The following is an 18,479-nucleotide window of genomic DNA, read 5'->3' on the forward strand; positions in this document are numbered from 1 at the left end:
GAAAAAAGACCGCCCCGGAGGGCGGCCCTTGCGGTGGATGAGGTGGGGTCAGGCGCGCTTGCCCAGAGCATAGGCCCCGTCGCCGAGGAGCGCCTGGACGATCAGCGCGACGGCCCAGTAGGCGGGATATTCCCAGCCGCCACCTTCGTTCGAGAAGAAGAAGCCGGCGTTCCAATGGGCGGTGAAGATCGCGCCGAGGAGGACCGGCACGAGGACGAGCGCGACAAGTCGGGTCTTGAAACCGGCGATCAGGGCGAGGCCGCCGAAAAGCTCGGCCGCGATCACGAGATAGGCGAGAAAGCCGGGCAGGCCGAGGCTTTCGAAGAAGCCGGCGGTGCCGGCGGGCGTGAAGATGGCGATCTTCAGCCAGGCATGGAGGACGAAGAAGACACCGTTGGTAATACGCAGGATCAGGGCAGCGATTTCGGTGCGATCGGTCGAGGCGGGAATGTAGGTGGCGGTGGTCATGGGCGGGGTCCGCGTTCTGGTTTCGGTTGGCCAGAAGATGACGGTACGACACGGTTGCCGCAATTCGGCGAAACCAAACAGGAAATGTGCATTTCGAGAGACAAGTATAAACGTATCTATCGAAATATACAGGGCACGCGCTGGTCCGGCACGCTGCAGGCGCAGGAAGCGCCTGCGCAGTTCCTAGAGGATCTTTCCGAACCAGTGCGTGGCCGGAAAACCGGAATAGGCCGGAATGTCGGTCCAGCCTTCGGAGCGATAGAGCGCGATCGCCTCGGTAAGCACGCCGCTGGTGTCGAGCTGAAGCCGGTGAAGGCCGAGAGCGCGGGCCTCCGCCTCGACCCTGTGCATCAGGAGACGGGCGAGCCCGTGCCCGCGTGCCGAGGCGTCGACCCAGAGGCGCTTGATCTCCCCCACACCCGGCGAGAGTGTCTTGAGCGAGACGCAACCGACCGGCGCGTCGCGCCGACAGGCCAGCAGGAAGGTGCCGCCCGGTCGACGGAACGCGGCGGCATGAGGATCGGGGTCGGGGACATGGGACCGCATCATCCCGTCGACGCGTTCCACGAGCAGGTCGAAATAGGCATTCAGGCAGGCGCGTGCCTCGTCCGACTCCGGGTCGGCAATGCGTATGTCGAAATCATCAATGGTCGTGTGCATTGGCTGGCCATGACATGTGCAGGAAATCGGACCGATCCTAGCACACGGGAACGGGAGTCCGATAAGAAGAAACCGCCGACGGCCGGTTTGACAATCGGTCATGCGCCACGGCAGAAGTCGGGAAAGGGCGGGAGGAGAAGAGTGCATGCGCGCGGGGATGCCGATTGCGGCGCCGGGCCAGACGGTCGGATTGCTGGGCGGCTCGTTCGACCCCGCACATGAAGGCCATGCCCACCTGACCCGCGAGGCGCTGAAGCGGCTTGGCGTTGACCGGGTCTGGTGGCTGGTCTCGCCTGGCAATCCGTTGAAGGCCAATCCTCCGGCGCCGATCGAAGAGCGTGTGGCGCGGGCGCAGGCGGTCATGGATCATCCGCGCGTCATCGTGACCGATATCGAGACGCGGCTCGGGACGCGATTCACGGCCGAGACGCTGGAGCGGCTGACGGCGCTTTATCCCGGCGTGCGGTTCGTCTGGCTGATGGGGGCGGACAATCTGGCGCAGTTCCACCGTTGGGAGCGCTGGGACTGGATCATGCGGAACGTGCCGATTGCCATCTTCGCGCGGCCGGGCACGCGGCTTGCCGCGCGGGGGGCGCGGGCGGCAGACGAATATGCGCGCTGGCGGCTGCCTGCACATGCGGCGGGTCTGATCGGGCGCAGGAAGGCCCCGGCCTGGGTCTTTCTTGACATGCCCTTGAACGCCATGTCCTCTTCCGCGATCCGGGCGCGGGGCGAATGGAGACGGAACGGATGACGGGACTGACGCGGCGCGGCCTTCTGGCAGGGCTGATGGCGGGGGCGGCCTGGCCCGCGCTGGCCGAGGCGCCGGTACGGTCGCCGGTGCCGCCTGCACGGCCGGTGCCTGGTGCGGTTGCGGCGCCGTCGGCCGATCTGGCCGAGGCGATCATTGCCGAGGCGAAGCTGCCCGGCGCTGCGGTTTCCTATCTGCTCATGGATGCGAAAAGCGGAAAGGTGCTGGCGTCGCGGGAGCCTGACCGGCCGATGCCGCCCGCCTCGACCTTGAAAGCGATCACGGCGCTTTATGCGCTGGGGACGCTCGGGGCCGGGCATCGGTTCGCGACAAGAGTGATGGTGACCGGGCCGGTCAAGGGCGGTCGGGTCGAGGGCGATCTGATCCTCGCGGGTGGCGGCGATCCGGCCTTGTCGACCGACGATCTGGGCGATCTGGCGGCGGCGGTCCGGGCGGCGGGCGTGACCTCGGTCGCGGGGCGGTTCCTCGTCTGGGGCGGGGCGCTGCCCTATCTGCCGGAGATCGACGAGGGGCAGCCCGAATGGCTGGGATATAACCCGGCGGTCGCGGGGCTGAACCTGAATTTCAACCGGGTAAATTTCACTTGGGCGCGCGGGGGTGACGGCTACAAGGTGGGGTTCGATGCGCGGGCGGAGCGGTTTGCGCCCATGGTCGAGATGGCGCGGATGAAGGTGGTGGCACGCGATCTGCCGATCTTCACCTATGCCGACGGCGGCCGGACCGAGGACTGGACAGTGGCGCAGGCCGCCTTGAACAAGGATGGCAGCCGCTGGTTGCCGGTGCGGCGGCCCGATCTTTATGCGGGCGATGTGTTCCGCACTTTGATGGCGGCGCAGGGGATCAGGCTCGACCGGCCCGAGGTGCTGGCGTCGCTGCCGCAGGGCGCGCAGGTGCTGCGCGGACATGAAAGTATGGCCTTGCCCGACGTCTTGCGCGACATGCTGAAATTCTCGACCAACATGACGGCCGAGACGGTGGGGATGGCGGCGTCGGTCACGCGGGGGGCGAAGACCCACGCCGCCTCGGCGCGCGCCATGGGCGAGTGGCTGGCGGCGGGGATCGGCAGGCTGGGGGCGCGTTTCGTCGATCATTCGGGGCTTGGCGGCGCCTCGCGCGTCAGCGCGGTCGAGATGGCCGAGGCACTGCGGCTGCTGGGGCCGGGCGCGGGGCTTGGCGGGCTGATGAAGCCGGTGAAGTTCAAGGATGCGAAGGATCTGGGCTCAGTGCGCGCGCCGCAGCGGGTGGTGGCGAAGACCGGGACCTTGAATTTCGTCTCGGGTCTTGTGGGCTACATGACCACGGCGGCGGGCGAGGAGCGGGTCTTTGCGATCTTTGCCGCCGATGTGGCGCGCCGCGATGCCGTGCCGCCCGGTGACCGCGAGAACCCGCCCGGCGCCTCAAGCTGGGCCAAGCGGGCGCGACGCATGGAATTGCGGCTGATCGGCAGTTGGGCCTGACGAAGCGTCGCATTCGGGGCAGAAAACATCATCCGGCGCTGGTGAACTGTCCCTGATTTCCGGGGAGAGGGAGGCAGGGGCCGATGACTGACGGGCCGAACATTCTTTTGGTGATGGCCGATCAGATGACGCCGTTCATGCTGGATGCCTGCGGCTACCGGGGCGCGCGGATGGCGAACCTGTCGGCCTTGGCAGCGCGCGCGGTGAATTTCACCAATGCCTATACGCCAAGCCCGATCTGCGTGCCGGCGCGGTCGTGTTTCATGACCGGGCTTTTGACCTCGACCACCGGCTGTTACGACAACGGCGATCCCTTTCCGAGCTTCATCCCGACCTTTGCGCATTATCTGACCAATGCGGGCTATGACACGGTCTTGTCCGGCAAGATGCATTTCATCGGCGCCGACCAGCTGCACGGATTTCGGCGGCGGCTGAACACCGACATCTACCCTTCGGGCTTTCTCTGGTCCTACCCGCTCTTGCCCGAGGACGACCCCGAGGCGATGGCTTTCGATTTCGCGCCGCAATATCAGGCCGAGAATATCGGGGCTGGCTGGTCGACCGAGCTGCAATATGACGAGGAGACGCAGTTCCGGTCGCTGGAATATCTGCGCCACGCGCCGGATCGCCCCTGGATGCTGACGGTCAGTTTCACCAACCCGCATCCGCCCTACAAGGTGCCGCGCAGATATTGGGAGATGTACGAGGACGCCGACCTGCCGATCCCGCACTACCCCGACGACATGGACGCGCTTTACAGCGATTTCGACCGGGCCTTCATCCGCTGGTACGGGCTCGACCGCAAGGACATCCGCGACCCGCGCCATCTGATCGCGATGCGGCGGGGGTTTGCGGCGCTGGCCCATTATGTCGACGACAAGCTGGGCGAGTTGCTTGGCGTGCTAGAGGAGGAGGGGCTGGCGCAGAATACGATTGTCATCGTCACCTCGGACCATGGCGAGATGCTGGGCGAGAAAGGGCTGATCCAGAAGCGCAGCCTTTACGAATGGTCGGCGCGCATTCCGCTGATCGTGGCGATGCCTGGGGGGCAGCGGCGGGATGTGGCGACGCCTGTTTCGTTGCTGGACCTGCCGGCAACGCTTGTCGATCTGGCGGGCCAGAGCCTTGCGCGCGAGATGGAGGGGCGGTCGCTTCTGCCGGCGTTGAGGGGCGAGGCGATTGCGGCGGTGCCGGTCTTTTCGGAGTATCACGGCGAGGGGATCATGCGGCCGAGCTTCATGGTGCGGCTCGGCGACTGGAAATACATCTATTGCCACCGCTCGGCCCCGCAGCTGTTCAATCTGGCCGAAGACCCGGGTGAATGGCGGAACCGCGCGGGCGATCCGGCGGTGGCGGGGATCGAGGCGGAGCTGAACCGGCTGATCACCGGCGGGCGCTTCGATCTGGAAGCCATCGAGCGCGACGTCTGGGCCCGGCTGCCGCAGAAGGCGGTGGTCAATCAGGCGATGGCGGCGAATGAGACCGGCTGGGACTATGTCGTCGCGCAGGATGCGGCGCGGCAATATGTGCGGAAATAGCCGACTGCCGAAGCCAACGGCCGGGCCTGCCGTTCAGCCGCCGATCTCTTTCATCAGCGCGGCGATCTCGTCGCAGAGGGGCTGAAGATCGCCGCTTGCCCGGTTGGCGCGGTCGACGAGGTCGGCGACCTTTTCGCCCATCTTCTGCATCTGGTCGTGGTGGCTGAGGCCATAGCTGCGGGCGGCGGTCATCAGATCGGTCGCCTTCTGGCTCAGATCCTCAGGCGTGCAGCTTTTGTCCTGACAGGCGGCGAGCGACAGGAGGAGGACGGGGGCAATCGTTACGCGCACGGCAAACCTCACAATGTCATATGGCGGGCGCGGGCGCCGCGTTCGATGGCGGCGGCGTGCAGGCGGTCGATGTCCAGCTCTTCGCGAACCTCTTCGAGGAGCCTCAGTTCGCTTTGGCCGAGTTTCACATCGGCGACGGCGACATCACAGGCAAGCGCATAGGCGGTCTCGTATAGCTTTTCGGGAAGCGCTGCGCGGATCATCGCGAACAGCGTATCGAGCCCGTCTTCATCCTCCATCAGCTTGTAGACCGTTTGCGCCACTTGCCGGACGGTTTCCATATCATAGTCGGCGAAGATCGGCAGGTGGTTGACCTGACGTTCGATGGCCACAAGCTCGGCCGTGCGGATCGTCTCGTCCGAGACGGAGATGGTGACCATGAGCGCCACGAGCGCGTCCTGGGCGGAGAAGGCGGGGAGGGTATTGGACAAGGGTTCGTTCCTTCTGTTTGAACGTGAAATTATTGACCATTCGCCCCCCGCACAATAGGGACGGGCCTTGCGGCGCATCGGGCGCCGTTTCCAACCTTTGAAAGTGTGCGACCATGACGACGCTCCGCGATGCTGCGATGAATTCGAAAGCCTGGCCTTTTGAAGAAGCGCGCCGGGTGCTGAAACGGTATGAAAAGGCGCCGCCGAAGAAGGGATATGTGCTGTTTGAAACCGGCTATGGCCCCTCGGGTCTGCCGCATATCGGTACGTTCGGCGAGGTGCAGCGCACCACGATGATCCGCCGCGCGTTCGAGATCATCTCGGACATTCCGACGCGGCTTTTCTGTTTCTCCGACGATGTGGACGGGATGCGGAAGGTGCCGGACAATGTGCCGCAGCAGGAGATGCTGCGCGAGAACCTGCAGCGGCCCCTGACCTCGGTCCCCGATCCGTTCGGGGAATATGAGAGCTTTGGCCACCACAACAATGCGATGCTGCGGCGGTTCCTTGATACGTTCGGGTTTGAGTACGAGTTCATCTCGGCGACCGAGTTCTACAAGTCGGGGCAGTTTGACGATACCTTGCGGCTGGCTGCCGAGCGGTACGAGGCGATCATGGAGATCATGCTGGCGTCGCTTCGCGAGGAGCGCCAGCAGACCTATTCCTGTTTCCTGCCGATTCATCCCGAGACGGGGCGGGTGCTCTATGTGCCGATGAAGCATGTGGACAAGGTGAACCATACGATCACCTTCGACGACGAGACGGGGCGCGAATGGACGCTGCCGGTGACGGGCGGCAATGTGAAGCTGCAGTGGAAGCCGGATTTCGGCGCGCGCTGGGCGGCTCTGGACGTCGATTTCGAGATGTACGGCAAGGACCACAGCACAAATACGCCGATCTATGACGGGATCTGCGAGGTTCTGGGCGGGCGGAAGCCGGAGCATTTCACCTATGAGCTGTTCCTGGATGAGCAGGGTCAGAAGATATCGAAATCGAAGGGCAATGGCCTGACGATCGACGAATGGCTGACCTATGCGGCGACGGAGTCCTTGGGCTATTTCATGTATCAGAAGCCCAAGACGGCGAAGCGGCTCTGGTGGGATGTGATCCCCAAGGCGGTGGATGAATATCACCAGCAGCTGAATGCCTTCCCGGCGCAGACGGTCGATCAGCAACTGGCGAACCCGGTCTGGCATATCCATGGTGGCAAGCCGCCGGCGTCGGATATGGTCGTGTCCTTCGCCATGCTTCTGAACCTGGCATCGGTCGCGGGCGCGAAGGACAAGGCGGGTCTTTGGGGCTTCATCCGCAATTATGCGCCCGAGGCGAGCCCGGAGAAGAACCCGCAGCTGGATCAGGCGGCGGAGTTCGCCGTGCGCTATTTCAACGCTTTCGTGGCGCCGGGACGGGTGTTCCGTCTGCCTTCCGACAAGGAGCGCGCGGCGATGGAGGATCTGGTTGCGCGGCTGAAGGTCTGGGAGGGGGGCTTGGACGCGGAGGCCTTGCAGACCATGGTCTTTGCCGTCGGCACCGCGCATCAGTTCGAACCCCTGCGCGACTGGTTCACGGCGCTGTACGAGGTGCTGCTGGGCGCGAGCCAGGGGCCGCGCTTCGGCGGGTTCATCGCGCTTTACGGCGTGGCAGAGACGGTGGCGCTGATCGATCGGGCTCTGGCCGGAGAACTTGTCGCTTGATCCATAAGCTGGTCGCGAAAATCTGATCGCGACCGGCAACTTTTCCGGCTGTTTTGCCGTATCCTCGATATGAAACGAGGGAGGCGGCGATGCGTCGATGGGTGTTTGCCCTGGTGGTGGGAGTGCTGGCATCGGGCGCCTGTGCGCAGGATGCCGAGATTGAGGCGGTCATCGGCGGCCAGTTTGAGGCCTTCCGGGCCGGGGACGTCGAGGCGGCCTTTGGCTTTGCCTCGCCCTTCATCCGTCAGGTCTTTGGCTCGGCGGAGAATTTCGGGCGCATGGTCGAGGGCGGCTATCCGGCGATCTTGGGGGCCGAGCGCGTCCGCTATCTGGGGCTGCGCGAAGCAGGCGGGCGCCTGTTGGAGCGGGTCGAGGTGCGGGGGGCGGACGGGGCGATCCGCTATTTCGATTACGAGATGGTCCTGATCGACGGGTCCTGGCGGATCAACGGCGTCTGGCCGGTCGAGGATCAGAGCGTCGGAGCCTGAGCGCACGCCCCCTTTAGCGATTTCTTAAGTCTCTCGGCTATTCCGGAAGGGCAGGGGCCGTGCCCCGTTTCCGGCAGAGCTGTGGTTGGACGCCCCTCGGGGCGAACGGTCCCCTTCGTGCCGGCCGAATTTGAACCATGAAGGGGTCGTGAATGAACAAGGTCATCACCGATGGGATCGTCCTGATGCCCGCGCCGTTCGAGGCGGGGTTGTCGCAATGGTCGCGGACGGACGGAACGCCGGGCTCGCCCACCTATCAGGGCTTTGCCGATGCAGCACTGGTGCCTGCCGATCAGGATTTTGGCAGTTGCCTGGAAATGCAGAAGAATTCGGTGACGATGAGCCTGCGCTACAAGGGCGATACCCCGATCCTGCCGGGTTGCTATCTGCGGGTGACGGCGAAGGTGAAGGCGATGAGCGGCAACCTGCCCTCGGTCCGGATCGCGGCCTGGGCGGGCGTCAATGCCTCGACACACCTTACCGGCGTCGTCGAAGTCGGACCGTCTTTGGCGCTGACCGCCTATGGCCGGGTCGAGACGGTGAGCGCGATCATCGGCATCGGGTTCCGTCAGGGCGTCGACATGAGCTGGGGCACGACCGCGACGCTTGGTCATTTCGGCATCGACCTGACCGGGGCGACGGGCGGTGTGGTACGTGTCGATGACATCATCATCGAGGATATCACCGAGGCCTTCCTCAGGACGATGATGGACTGGGTCGATGTGCGTGATTATGGGGCCAAGGGCGACGGAGTCACCGACGACAGCGCGGCGGTCGAGGCTGCGGATGCCGATGCGCTGGCGACCGGGCGGACGGTTCTGTTTTCCAAGGGGACGTTCCGGCTGGCGAACGATGTGCAGATCGATTCCGATTGCCGCTTCGAGGGCACGGTCACCATGCCGGTCGACAAGCGGCTGGCGCTGACGCGCGGGTTCAACCTGCCGCTTTATGCCGAGGCCTTCGGCAGCGAGGAGCTGGGTTTCAAGAAGGCTTTTCAGGCGCTTTTGAATTTCGCCGACCATGATGCGCTCGACCTCGGCGGGCGACGGGTCGAGGTGACGGCGCCGATCGACATGCAGGCGGCGGTCAACAACAAGACCACGTTCAACACGCGCCGCGTGATCCGCAACGGGCAGTTCAACGTGATTTCGGGCGCGGCCTGGACGCCGACGGTCGTGACCTCTCAAGCGAGCTATTCGACAGGGAACGCCAAGACCCTGAGCGCGGTCGCCAATATAGCCAATGTGCCGGTGGGCGCGCTGGTGACCGGCGCGGGCGTCGGGCGCGAGGTCTATGTGACGGCGAAGAATGTGGGCAATGGAACGCTGACGCTGAGCCAGCCGCTCTATGGCGCACCGGGGACCCAGACCTACACGTTCACGCGGTTCAAATATGTGCTGGATTTCTCTGGCTTCGCGCAGCTTGAGAAGATGATCCTCGACGACATCGACATCCAGTGCAATGGCCAGGCGAGCGGCGTGATGCTGGCGCCGAGCGGCGGCATCTTCCAGATGCGGGACTGTTTCATCACCGCGCCGAAGGATCGCGGCATCACTTCGATCGGGAACGGCTGCCAGGGGATGCTGATCGACCGCTGCCAGTTCCTGTCGAATGAATCCGCGCTGCGCTCGCAGGATCGGACGTCGATCGTGTTCAATGTGAACGCCAACGACGTGAAGGTGCGCGAGAACCGCGTGGTCCATTTCCGCCATTTCGGCGTGCTTGCCGGTTCGGGTCACCTGGTGGTGGGCAATCACTGGTTTCAGGGCGACAACGAGACCCAGGGGCTGAGGGTCGCGGGTCTGGTCTTTGCCAATACCAACCTGAAGTCGACGATCACCGGGAATTACATCGACAACAGTTTCGTCGAGTGGACGAACGAATACGAGTCCAATCCCGCGTTCGTGAACCAGTTCTCATTCGGCGGGCTGACCGTTACCGGCAACACCTTCACCTGCAACGATGTGGCCCCCTGGTTCCGCTGGATCAGCATCAAGCCCTACGGTGCGGGTCATTTCGTCCAGGGGCTCAATGTGTCGGGCAATGTCTTCCGTGCGCTGAACGGTGTGATCGATCGGGTTGAAGGCGTAGACACGACCTTCGCCGATCTTGATCGTAGTCGGATGCGCAATGTCCTGTTCACCGGCAACAGCTTCAACAGCGTGACCCAGAATGTCGAGAACCCGGTACTTTACGCCCACGATCAGGCAACGGCTGCGACGGTCTGGACCGCGCAGCCGGGGGCGTTCCTGCCGTTCGGCGGTTGGGCGCGGAATGTCGAATCGATCTGCGCCGAAGGGGCGATCACCGGGCCGGTGGGCGAGATCAGGGCTGAGATGCCTTATCTGCAGTTCGAGCAGGGCACGAACAAGAATGAGGTGAGGGTCGTGTGGCCACAGGCCTCCAAAGGGCGGCTTCACATGCGGGTCCGGATGGATAATCCGCTTTGATCAGGCCGCCTTGATCCGGTCAACCGTGCAGGTCTTCGGCCGCGATCCGGTAGGCGCGGCCGAAACCGCCGTTGAGGAAGGCCTCGGTGACGTCGAAGCGGACGAAGTGGAAGTCGGCGAAATCGACGTAGAGTTTGGCCTTGGGGTGGCGGGCGAGCCAGGAAGCGCGCAGGGTTGCGCGGTCTTCGGGTACTGCGAAGCGGGCGGTGACGGCGACCGAGAGGCGGGGGCTGTTCAGCGGATCGCCCTTCGGGCCGGGTTCGCCCAGAAGAAGCGCGGCGCGCGGCTCGGCGCGCAAGGCACGCGTATGCTGGGCGAGGTCTGAGACGAGTGTGAGGCCAGTCCCGTCCGCGGCAAGGCCAAAGCCCACACGGGCGATCATCGGGGCGCCGGTCGCGGGGTCAGTGAAGGCCAGCGCCGCGGTCTTTGCACCCTGCCAAAGGGACCGGGCCAGCGCGCGGGCGGCATCGTCGGCGGGCAGGACGGGATCAGCGCGGGTACTCACCGGAACGGATCCTCGGGATAGCTCACATGGGTGAGATAAAGGCCCGAGGGCGGGGAGACCGGGCCGCAGGCGGCGCGGTCGCGTGCCTCAAGCGCCGCGCGGACGTCTGAGGGCGCCCAGCCCCCGGCGCCCACACGTTCGAGCGTTCCGACGATCGAGCGGACCTGATTGTGCAGGAAGCTGCGGGCGCGCAGGCGAAAGCGGAACTCGGTGCCATGCGGCACGGGATGGGCATCGATCTCGATCGCGTCGAGGGTCTTCACCGGGCTGTCGGCCTGGCAAAGCGTCGAGCGGAAGGTGGTGAAATCGTGCCGCCCGACCAGATGGGCGGCACCTTCGCGCATCGCGGTTAGGTCGAGCGGGTGCTGGACCTGCCAGACGAGCCCCTTGTCATGCGTCGCGGGGGCGCGGCGCGAGAGGAGGCGGAAGAGATAGCGCCGTTCGGTGGCGGAGAAGCGGGCGTGGAAATCGTCAGCCACCCGGGCGGCGGCAAGGATCGAGACCGGCGCGGGTTTCAGGTGAAAATTCAGTGCCTCGGACAGACGGAACGGGTCCCAGTCTTTCGCGAGTTCTGCATGGGCGACCTGCCCGGTGGCATGGACGCCGGCGTCAGTGCGGCCAGCGCCGTGGATCGGGCCCGCGTCGGGTTCGAGTTTGCGCAGCGCGGTCTCGATCGCTTCCTGCACCGAGGGCTGGCCAGCCTGGCGCTGCCAGCCCGAGAACGGGCCGCCGTGATATTCGATCTTCAGGGCATAGCGGGGCATGGACTTTCCCTAACGCGGCACGGCGACAGGGGCAACGGCACGCGTCACTCCGAGGGTTCGGGCGCGATCTCTTCTTCCAGAAACCGTTCGAACGCGTCGAGATCCAGCGCCTCGAACATGCCGAAGCCCGCGATCCAGACGGTGGCCGCGCGCATCGCGTCGGGCAGGAGCTTGCACCAGATCACCCTTCCGCGCCGTTCCTGTGCGATGAGGCCCGCCTCGGCCAGCACCTTCAGATGTTTCGATATCGCGGCCAGCGACATGTCGAACGGATGGGCGACGTCGGTCACCGCCATGTCGTCTTCAAGAAGCATGGTCAGGATCGCCCGGCGCGTCGGGTCGGCGAGGGCCGCGAAGATGAGGTCGAGCGTCATGGCGCGAGCTTAGCGCCCGGCGGGCTGTCACGGAAGTGGCGCGCGGTCATTCGTGCCGGTGATCGGCCGGCGCACAAATCGCCATCAGGGATGCGCAGGTTTCGGGTGGACGGGGCGGGGCGGCCGGGATTGAGTGTCGGGACCCGGAGGTGCGCGATGCCCATACGCTATTGGCTATTGATCCTGACGCTCGGCATCCTGTGGGGCGGGTCGTTTCTGATGAATGCGGTCCTTCTGCGCGAGCTTGGGCCGCTGACCGTCTCGCTCGGCCGGGTGGGCGTGGGCGCGATGGGCTGCTGGGTCTGGGTCTGGATCAGCGGGCGTGCCCTACGCCTTTCGCCGCGCACCGTCGGCGGCCTCTTCCTTCTGGGTATCGTCTTCTTTGCCATTCCCTTCGCGCTCTACCCGGTTGCGCAGCGTCACCTGCCAAGCGGGGTCGCCGGGATCGTGAATGCGATGACGCCGGTTCTGGTCGTCATCGTTTCGCATCTCTGGCCGGGGGGAGAGCGGGCGACGGCGGCGCGCGCCGCGGGCGTTGCGACCGGCTTTGCCGGGATCGCGCTTCTGTCCTGGCCCTATCTGAGCGCGGGGCAGATGCCCGCCCTCTGGGCGATCCTGACGGCACTGCTCGCGCCGGTCTGTTACGGCATCGCCACCAATCTCGCCCGCCGTTTCCGCACGCTTGATCCGGCGCTGCTGGCGGCCTGGTCCTTGAGCGGGGCCGCGCTGTTCATCATGCCGTTCGCGCTTCTTGCCGAAGGCCTTCCCCGGATCGAGCGACCGGAAACCTGGGGCGCGCTGCTGATCGTCGGACTTCTTCTGACCTCGGTCGGCTTCACGCTGTTCTACTGGCTTCTCGCCCGCGCGGGCGCCACCGCCACCTCCACCGTCACTTTCGTCGCCCCGGTTTCTGCGGTCGCGCTTGGGGCCCATGTGCTGGGCGAGCCGGTGCTGTGGGAGCATCTTGCAGGGATGGCGGTGATCTTCGCGGGTCTTTTGATGATCGACGGGCGGCTCTTCGGCTGGCTTGGCCTTGGGCGCGCGCTGGCGGGTGCGGCGAAAGATCAACCGGATAGTTGAATATCGCGGTCCTGCCGAAAAGCGGGGCGCGCGGCCCGATCGCCGTCTCGCGGAACAAAATGATCCCGATTGAACATCAATGAAATCATCGCCTTACGAGTCATTGAGCGCTTGATATTCCCCGTTGACTCATCCCCCCCAGCCGTCTAGACCCGCGCCGACTGCCGCGAAAGGCCGAACCATGCAGGAAGGTCCCGATCCCGTTCGTCTGAAGGATCTGGAAAAACGCATCGAGGCCCTGAAAAAATCCGGGAAACCGGAGCCTCGGGTGGTGAAGGATTTTGGCGCCGCCGACCTTGGCTGGCGCATGGTGATCGAACTGGTCTCGGGGCTCGGGATCGGCGCGGCCATCGGATACGGGCTAGACCGCCTTCTGGGGACGCTTCCCTGGGCTCTGGTGGTTTTCACATTGCTGGGCTTTGCGGCCGGGGTGCGGGTGATGATGCGCACGGCGGGCGAGTTCCAGAAGCGGAACATGGAACGAAACGCGGGCGGCGACGCCCGGACTGAAGGGGAAAAAGATGGCAGCCGAGACTGAAGCCCAGGGCCTTACGTTCCACCCGATGGACCAGTTCAAGGTCGGGCCGCTGTTCGGCGATGCGCTGAGCGCCTTCTCGATCACCAACGTCACGCTGTGGATGGCCATCGCGGTTCTTTGCGTGATCGTTCTCTTCGTTCTGGGCACCGCAAAGCGCTCGGTCGTGCCGGGCCGGATGCAGTCGATCGCGGAACTGGCCTATGGGTTCGTCTACAAGATGGTCGAGGATGTGACCGGCCATGATGGTGTGAAATATTTCCCCTATATCTTCACGCTCTTCGTCTTCATCGCCTTCTCGAACTTCCTCGGGCTATTGCCCGGCGCCTTCACCACCACCTCGCACGTGGCGGTCACGGCGGTGATGGCGGTCATGGTCTTCCTCTTCGTCACCATCCTTGGCTTCGCCAAGAACGGGCTGCATTTCCTCGGGCTTTTCTGGGTCTCGTCGGCGCCCTTGGCGCTGCGCCCGATCCTCGCGGTGATCGAGCTGATTTCCTACTTCGTGCGCCCCGTCAGCCACTCCATCCGTCTTGCGGGCAACATGATGGCCGGTCACGCGGTTATCAAAGTGTTCGCCGCCTTCGCGCCGCTCGTCCTCTTCTCGGCGGTGGGCTATGCGGTGACGCCGCTGTCGATCCTCGCGATCGTCGCGATGTATGCGCTCGAAATTCTCGTGGCCTTCATTCAGGCCTATGTCTTCACCATCCTGACCTGCGTCTACCTCCGCGATGCGCTGCATCCGGGCCACTGACATCGGTCACAATCTCAACTGCACTATCCAACCGTAAGGAGATACACATGGAAATCGCAGCTGCTGCCGCTCTCGGCAAATTCATCGGCGCCGGCCTTGCTTGCATCGGCATGGGCGGCTCGGCGATGGGGGTGGGCAATGTTGCCGGCAACTTCCTCGCTGGCGCGCTTCGCAACCCCTCGGCCGCCGCTGGCCAGACCGCGACCCTCTTCATCGGCATCGCCTTCGCCGAAGCGCTCGGGATCTTCTCGTTCCTCGTCGCGCTTCTTCTGATGTTCGCCGTCTGATCCTGAGCGACTGATCCTTACGGCCGGGCGGGGGCGTTCGCGTACCCGCCCGCGAAGGTAAAGAGCATCTCCGGGGGAAAGAATGGCCAATACCACAACCACCGCGACCGACGTCGCTGAAGGCACCGCCGAGGCCGTTGGCCACGCCGCGGACGCCGCCGGTCATGCGGCCGAATCCGCCGGCATGCCGCAACTCGATTTCTCGACCTTCCCCAACCAGATCTTCTGGCTTCTGGTGACGCTGGTCGTTCTCTATTTCATCCTGGCGAAAATCGCGCTGCCGCGTCTGGCCGGGATCCTTGCCGATCGTCAGGGCCGGATTACTTCCGACCTGGAAATGGCGCAGAAGCTGAAGGATCAGGCCCAGGAGGCCGAGAAGGCCTATCAGCAGGCCCTGATCGACGCGCGCAGCGAGGCGGGCAAGATCGTCTCTGCCGCGCGGGCCGAGATTCAGGCCGACCTCGACAAGGCGACGGCCAAGGCCGATGCCGAGATCGCGGCGCGTGCCGCCGAATCCGCCAAGCGCATCGACGAGATCCGCGCGGGCGCGGTCGCCTCGGTAAGCGAAGTTGCCAAAGACACGGCCGAAGCCATCGTTGCCGCCCTCGGCGGCAAGGCCGATGCCAAGAGCGTCGCGGCGGCTGTCGCGGCCCGGATGAAAGGCTGACGGACATGAAGAGACTTGCATTCGCCCTGATGTTCGCCGCCACCCCGGCACTGGCCGCTGGCGGGCCGTTCTTCTCGCTCCGCAACACCAACTTCGTGGTGACGGTTGCCTTCATCCTGTTTGTGGCACTTCTCCTGAAGCTGAAAGTGCCGGGCATGATCGGCGGGCTTCTCGACAAGCGCGCCGAAGGGATCCGCGCCGATCTGAATGCAGCCAAGGCGCTGCATGAGGAAGCCAAGGCCCTTCTCGCCTCTTACGACCAGAAGAAGCGCGAGATGCAGGAACAGGCGGGCCAGATCGTCGAGACCGCAAAGCGCGAGGCGATGGATGCGGCCGAACAGGCCAAGGTCGATCTGAAGGCCTCGATCGCGCGCCGCCTGAAGGCCGCCGAGGACCAGATCGCATCGGCCGAAGCCGCCGCGGTGAAGGAAGTGCGCGACCGCGCCGTGCAGGTGGCGGTTGCTGCCGCGGGCGACCTGATCGCGAGCGAGATGACGGCGGCCGAGCGCGGCAAGCTCGTCGATGCGGCGATCGGCGAGGTCGAAGCGAAGCTTCACTGAACCTGAACCTACCAGAACAAGGGCCCGCGATCTTCGCGGGCCTTTTTCGTTGGGGCGCGCTCGTCGCGCACTTCGTGCACGCCTCGCGAGATTGGCCGCCGTTGCCGAGGAGTGCACGAAGTGCTCGACGAGGCGCCGCTCAGCCGCGCGTCTGTTCCTGTTGGAGCCGGAGCCGGGCCACATCCTCGTTGCGGTCGGCGCGACGCAGGTCGGACAGGCAATCCTGCACGAAGGTCAGATGCGCCTCGACCGCCGTGCGCGCCGCGACCGGGTCGCGCGCGAGGATCGCGTCGCGGATCGCCCGGTGCTGGTCCAGAAGCGTGTCGCGGGTCTGGCGCTGCCGGAAGATCGCCTGACGGTTATAGAAGACCCCGGCCTTCAAGAGGTCGAACATCGAGCGCATCATGTGCAGCATGATGACATTATGCCCGGCCTCGATGATCGCCATGTGGAACTCGGCATCGAGCGCCGCCTCGTCGGACGGGTCGCGCTTGGCATGCGCGGCCTCCATTCTGGCGAAGATCGTGTCGATCACCTGAAGGTCGGTGTCCGAGGCAAAGCGCGCGGCGCGCTCGGCCGCGAGCCCCTCCATGTCGCGGCGGAAATCGACATAGTCCGAGACCGCGTCGTCATGCACGGAAAAGAGCTTGATCAGCGCGGGCGAGAAGGCCGATCCCAGAACCTCGGCCACATAGATGCCGGACCCCGCACGGGTGGCCAGAAGCCCGGCCTCCTCCAGTTCCGCGACCGCCTCGCGCAGCGAGGGCCGCGAAACCGCGAGCCGCTCGGCCAGATCACGTTCCGACGGCAGCCGTTCGCCGGGGCGCAGCACGCCCTGCAGGATCAGCCGTTCGATCTGGCGGACGACGGTCTGCGACAGCTTTTCGGAGTCGATCTTCTGAAACGGCACGCTACCCCCCGGAATTGGTCAAGACATATGACCGCCCGGCGGATTGTTCAAACGAAAAGGGGCCGGGAAAGACCCGGCCCCTTTCGCGGCAATCCGGCGGGATCAGCCGTTCGGGATGATGATGATCTCGACCCGGCGGTTCTGGGCGCGGCCCGCCGCCGACAGGTTCGAGGCGACCGGCTGGTCCTCGCCCATGCCATAGGGGTTGAGACGCGCGCCCGACACGCCCGCACTGCGCAGAACAGCGGCGACCGAACCGGCGCGGCGTTGCGACAGGTCCTGGTTGTAGGCGGCGGAACCGGTGTTGTCGGTATGGCCGACGATATCCACGCGGCTGTTCGGGTAACGCTGCAGGCTGTTCGCGACCGTGTAGAGGTCGTTCATGATGCCCGGGTTCACGCTTGCGCTGTCGACCGGGAAGAGGATGCCTTCGGGCATCACCACGCGCAGCCGGTTGCCTTCGTTGATGATCCGCACGCCGTTCGTCTGGATATCACGCTGCAGTTCGGCCGCCTGCTTATCGAGGAAATTGCCATAGGCCGCACCGGCAAGCCCGCCGAGAATGGCGCCGCCGATAGCGCGGTCCGAGGTTTTGTCGTTGTCGTCGCCCGTCGCGGCGCCGAGGACAGCACCGCCGATGGCGCCGATCAAGGCGCCCTGCTTGGCGCGCTGGTTCGGGTCATTGGGATTGTAGGTGGGCTGCGGTGCGACGCAGGCGGTCAGGAAGGCGACCGCCGCGAGGCCCGCGATCAGAAGGGAATTGAGACGCATCGATGAGCTCCAAGCTGTTTACGCGCTGACGCTCTGCATAACGCCTGTGTTAGGCAATAACGATCCATTGCGTCTTTCGCGTCGGCGGAAAATTGCCAGTCGCGGACGTGGATGTCAGAGGGATGGCGAGCGACCGGCCCCGCCTCAGGCGGCTTCCTCGGCCCGCGCCGCCTCCCAGGCGAGCATCGCGCGCTTTACCGGCAGGCCCCAGTGATAGCCGCCAAGCCCGCCGGATTTCCTCAGCGCCCGATGGCAGGGGATGAGGAAGCTGACCGGGTTGCGCCCCACCGCTGTGCCGACCGCGCGCTGCGCCGTCGGGTGGCCGGTGACACGGGCAAGTTCGGAATAGGTGGTGACCTGACCCGAGGGGATCTGCAGAAGCGCTTCCCAGACCTTGATCTGGAAGGGCGCGCCGATCATCAGAAGCCGCGCCTCGCCCTTCTGTGCAAAGGCCGCCTCGACCCAGGGGCGGAGCGTCTCGGGGCGCTCGGTGAAGCGGGCCGCGGGCCAGCGGCCGGTCATGTCGGCGAAGGCCGCCTCGCGCCCGCATTCCTCGGCAAAGGCAAGGCCGCAGAGGCCGCGCTCGGTACCCATCGCCAAGGCCTCGCCAAAGGGCGATTGAAACCAGCCGTAGCTGACATCGAGGCCCTCGCCCGCCGCCGCATAGGCGCCGGGGCTCATCGCCTCCCACCTCAGGAACAGGTCGTGGAGGCGCCCGGTGCCGGACAGGCCGGTCTCGTGCGCTGTATCGAGGAGCGTGAAGCGTTCGGCCAGCAACCGCTTGGCATGATCGAGCGTCAGGTACTGCTGATAGCGCTTGGGCGAGACGCCGACCCAGGCCGAAAAGGTGCGCTGGAAATGCGCGGGGCTCATCTTCAGCCGCTGGGCGAGGTCGTCGAGCGACAGGGCGGATTGCCCCGCCGAGTCGATCTCGCGCAGCGCGCGGCCGATGACCTGGTAGTGATAGGCGTCCGAGAGACTGTCGATCTGCATGTCTTTTCTCCTTGCCCAGAGAATAGGGCC

General features: G+C 65.2%; 22 protein-coding genes. 12 read left to right on the plus strand and 10 right to left on the minus strand.

Features of this window, described 5'->3' with window-relative positions:
* Positions 1 to 48: 48 nt before the first annotated feature.
* Both OU426_RS08095 and OU426_RS08100 read right to left on the minus strand, forming a co-directional pair.
* Positions 49 to 468 (minus strand): DoxX family protein, encoded by a 420-nt coding sequence (locus OU426_RS08095; protein WP_267633437.1) that lies wholly within the window; start codon positions 466 to 468, stop codon positions 49 to 51.
* Between the two features lie 183 nt (positions 469 to 651).
* Complete coding sequence (locus OU426_RS08100) at positions 652 to 1,128, minus strand: GNAT family N-acetyltransferase (protein WP_267633438.1); 477 nt, start codon at positions 1,126 to 1,128, stop codon at positions 652 to 654.
* Between the two features lie 145 nt (positions 1,129 to 1,273).
* On the opposite strand from OU426_RS08100, the gene OU426_RS08105 reads away from it, so the two are divergent.
* The 3 genes from OU426_RS08105 to betC all read left to right on the plus strand — a co-directional run bounded on the left by OU426_RS08105 (position 1,274) and on the right by betC (position 4,895).
* Positions 1,274 to 1,882, plus strand: a complete 609-nt coding sequence (locus tag OU426_RS08105) for a nicotinate-nucleotide adenylyltransferase (RefSeq protein ID WP_267633439.1) — start codon at positions 1,274 to 1,276, stop codon at positions 1,880 to 1,882.
* Positions 1,879 to 3,357: a D-alanyl-D-alanine carboxypeptidase/D-alanyl-D-alanine endopeptidase gene (gene dacB / locus OU426_RS08110; RefSeq protein ID WP_267633440.1), complete on the plus strand. Its 1,479-nt coding sequence runs from the start codon at positions 1,879 to 1,881 to the stop codon at positions 3,355 to 3,357. Before OU426_RS08105 ends, dacB begins: the two co-directional genes overlap by 4 nt.
* A gap of 83 nt (positions 3,358 to 3,440) precedes the next feature.
* Positions 3,441 to 4,895, plus strand: coding sequence for a choline-sulfatase (gene betC / locus OU426_RS08115; protein ID WP_267633441.1), 1,455 nt, complete (start codon positions 3,441 to 3,443; stop codon positions 4,893 to 4,895).
* Positions 4,896 to 4,928: 33 nt separating this feature from the next.
* On the opposite strand, the gene OU426_RS08120 is transcribed toward betC, so the two are convergent.
* Positions 4,929 to 5,186: a hypothetical protein gene (locus tag OU426_RS08120; protein ID WP_267633442.1), complete on the minus strand. Its 258-nt coding sequence runs from the start codon at positions 5,184 to 5,186 to the stop codon at positions 4,929 to 4,931.
* 8 nt (positions 5,187 to 5,194) lie between these two features.
* Positions 5,195 to 5,566 carry a tellurite resistance TerB family protein gene (locus OU426_RS08125; RefSeq protein ID WP_420712583.1) on the minus strand — a complete coding sequence of 124 codons (372 nt, stop codon included), beginning with the start codon at positions 5,564 to 5,566 and terminating at the stop codon, positions 5,195 to 5,197.
* Between the two features lie 164 nt (positions 5,567 to 5,730).
* Here OU426_RS08125 and OU426_RS08130 point away from each other — a divergent pair, with 164 nt between their 5' ends.
* From OU426_RS08130 to OU426_RS08140, 3 genes are all read left to right on the plus strand, one after another.
* Positions 5,731 to 7,311 carry a lysine--tRNA ligase gene (locus OU426_RS08130; RefSeq protein ID WP_267633444.1) on the plus strand — a complete coding sequence of 527 codons (1,581 nt, stop codon included), beginning with the start codon at positions 5,731 to 5,733 and terminating at the stop codon, positions 7,309 to 7,311.
* An 89-nt stretch (positions 7,312 to 7,400) separates the two neighbouring features.
* Positions 7,401 to 7,799, plus strand: coding sequence for a DUF4864 domain-containing protein (locus OU426_RS08135; protein ID WP_267633445.1), 399 nt, complete (start codon positions 7,401 to 7,403; stop codon positions 7,797 to 7,799).
* A 152-nt stretch (positions 7,800 to 7,951) separates the two neighbouring features.
* Complete coding sequence (locus tag OU426_RS08140; RefSeq protein WP_267633446.1) at positions 7,952 to 10,249, plus strand: glycosyl hydrolase family 28-related protein; 2,298 nt, start codon at positions 7,952 to 7,954, stop codon at positions 10,247 to 10,249.
* A gap of 19 nt (positions 10,250 to 10,268) precedes the next feature.
* On the opposite strand, the gene OU426_RS08145 is transcribed toward OU426_RS08140, so the two are convergent.
* From OU426_RS08145 to OU426_RS08155, 3 genes are read right to left on the minus strand one after another with little or no spacing between them, the layout of a single operon-like run.
* Positions 10,269 to 10,754, minus strand: coding sequence for a HugZ family pyridoxamine 5'-phosphate oxidase (locus OU426_RS08145; protein ID WP_267633447.1), 486 nt, complete (start codon positions 10,752 to 10,754; stop codon positions 10,269 to 10,271).
* On the minus strand, positions 10,751 to 11,518 hold the full coding sequence (gene truA / locus OU426_RS08150) for a tRNA pseudouridine(38-40) synthase TruA (RefSeq protein ID WP_267633448.1): 768 nt from the start codon (positions 11,516 to 11,518) through the stop codon (positions 10,751 to 10,753). Before truA ends, OU426_RS08145 begins: the two co-directional genes overlap by 4 nt.
* A gap of 44 nt (positions 11,519 to 11,562) precedes the next feature.
* On the minus strand, positions 11,563 to 11,892 hold the full coding sequence (locus tag OU426_RS08155) for an ArsR/SmtB family transcription factor (protein WP_267633449.1): 330 nt from the start codon (positions 11,890 to 11,892) through the stop codon (positions 11,563 to 11,565).
* 156 nt (positions 11,893 to 12,048) lie between these two features.
* Between OU426_RS08155 and OU426_RS08160 the strand changes: the two genes are divergently transcribed.
* The 6 genes from OU426_RS08160 to OU426_RS08185 all read left to right on the plus strand — a co-directional run bounded on the left by OU426_RS08160 (position 12,049) and on the right by OU426_RS08185 (position 15,775).
* Entirely contained in the window at positions 12,049 to 12,972 is a 924-nt protein-coding gene (locus OU426_RS08160) for a DMT family transporter (RefSeq protein ID WP_267633450.1), read from the plus strand.
* A 181-nt stretch (positions 12,973 to 13,153) separates the two neighbouring features.
* Positions 13,154 to 13,510, plus strand: a complete 357-nt coding sequence (locus tag OU426_RS08165; RefSeq protein ID WP_267633451.1) for an AtpZ/AtpI family protein — start codon at positions 13,154 to 13,156, stop codon at positions 13,508 to 13,510.
* Complete coding sequence (locus tag OU426_RS08170; protein ID WP_267633452.1) at positions 13,494 to 14,261, plus strand: F0F1 ATP synthase subunit A; 768 nt, start codon at positions 13,494 to 13,496, stop codon at positions 14,259 to 14,261. Before OU426_RS08165 ends, OU426_RS08170 begins: the two co-directional genes overlap by 17 nt.
* Positions 14,262 to 14,308: 47 nt before the next feature.
* Positions 14,309 to 14,548 (plus strand): F0F1 ATP synthase subunit C, encoded by a 240-nt coding sequence (locus OU426_RS08175; RefSeq protein ID WP_105514294.1) that lies wholly within the window; start codon positions 14,309 to 14,311, stop codon positions 14,546 to 14,548.
* A gap of 184 nt (positions 14,549 to 14,732) precedes the next feature.
* Positions 14,733 to 15,215 carry a F0F1 ATP synthase subunit B' gene (locus OU426_RS08180; RefSeq protein WP_267633786.1) on the plus strand — a complete coding sequence of 161 codons (483 nt, stop codon included), beginning with the start codon at positions 14,733 to 14,735 and terminating at the stop codon, positions 15,213 to 15,215.
* Between the two features lie 5 nt (positions 15,216 to 15,220).
* Entirely contained in the window at positions 15,221 to 15,775 is a 555-nt protein-coding gene (locus tag OU426_RS08185; RefSeq protein ID WP_420712578.1) for a F0F1 ATP synthase subunit B, read from the plus strand.
* 139 nt (positions 15,776 to 15,914) lie between these two features.
* On the opposite strand, the gene OU426_RS08190 is transcribed toward OU426_RS08185, so the two are convergent.
* The 3 genes from OU426_RS08190 to OU426_RS08200 form a co-directional block, all read right to left on the minus strand.
* Positions 15,915 to 16,685: a FadR/GntR family transcriptional regulator gene (locus OU426_RS08190; protein ID WP_267633453.1), complete on the minus strand. Its 771-nt coding sequence runs from the start codon at positions 16,683 to 16,685 to the stop codon at positions 15,915 to 15,917.
* A 102-nt stretch (positions 16,686 to 16,787) separates the two neighbouring features.
* Positions 16,788 to 17,456, minus strand: a complete 669-nt coding sequence (locus OU426_RS08195; protein ID WP_267633454.1) for a YiaD family glycine zipper/OmpA-like lipoprotein — start codon at positions 17,454 to 17,456, stop codon at positions 16,788 to 16,790.
* A gap of 144 nt (positions 17,457 to 17,600) precedes the next feature.
* Complete coding sequence (locus OU426_RS08200; RefSeq protein ID WP_267633455.1) at positions 17,601 to 18,449, minus strand: methylated-DNA--[protein]-cysteine S-methyltransferase; 849 nt, start codon at positions 18,447 to 18,449, stop codon at positions 17,601 to 17,603.
* Positions 18,450 to 18,479 lie beyond the last annotated feature (30 nt).

Source organism: Frigidibacter sp. RF13 (assembly GCF_026626305.1).
Lineage (GTDB): Bacteria > Pseudomonadota > Alphaproteobacteria > Rhodobacterales > Rhodobacteraceae > TMP-24.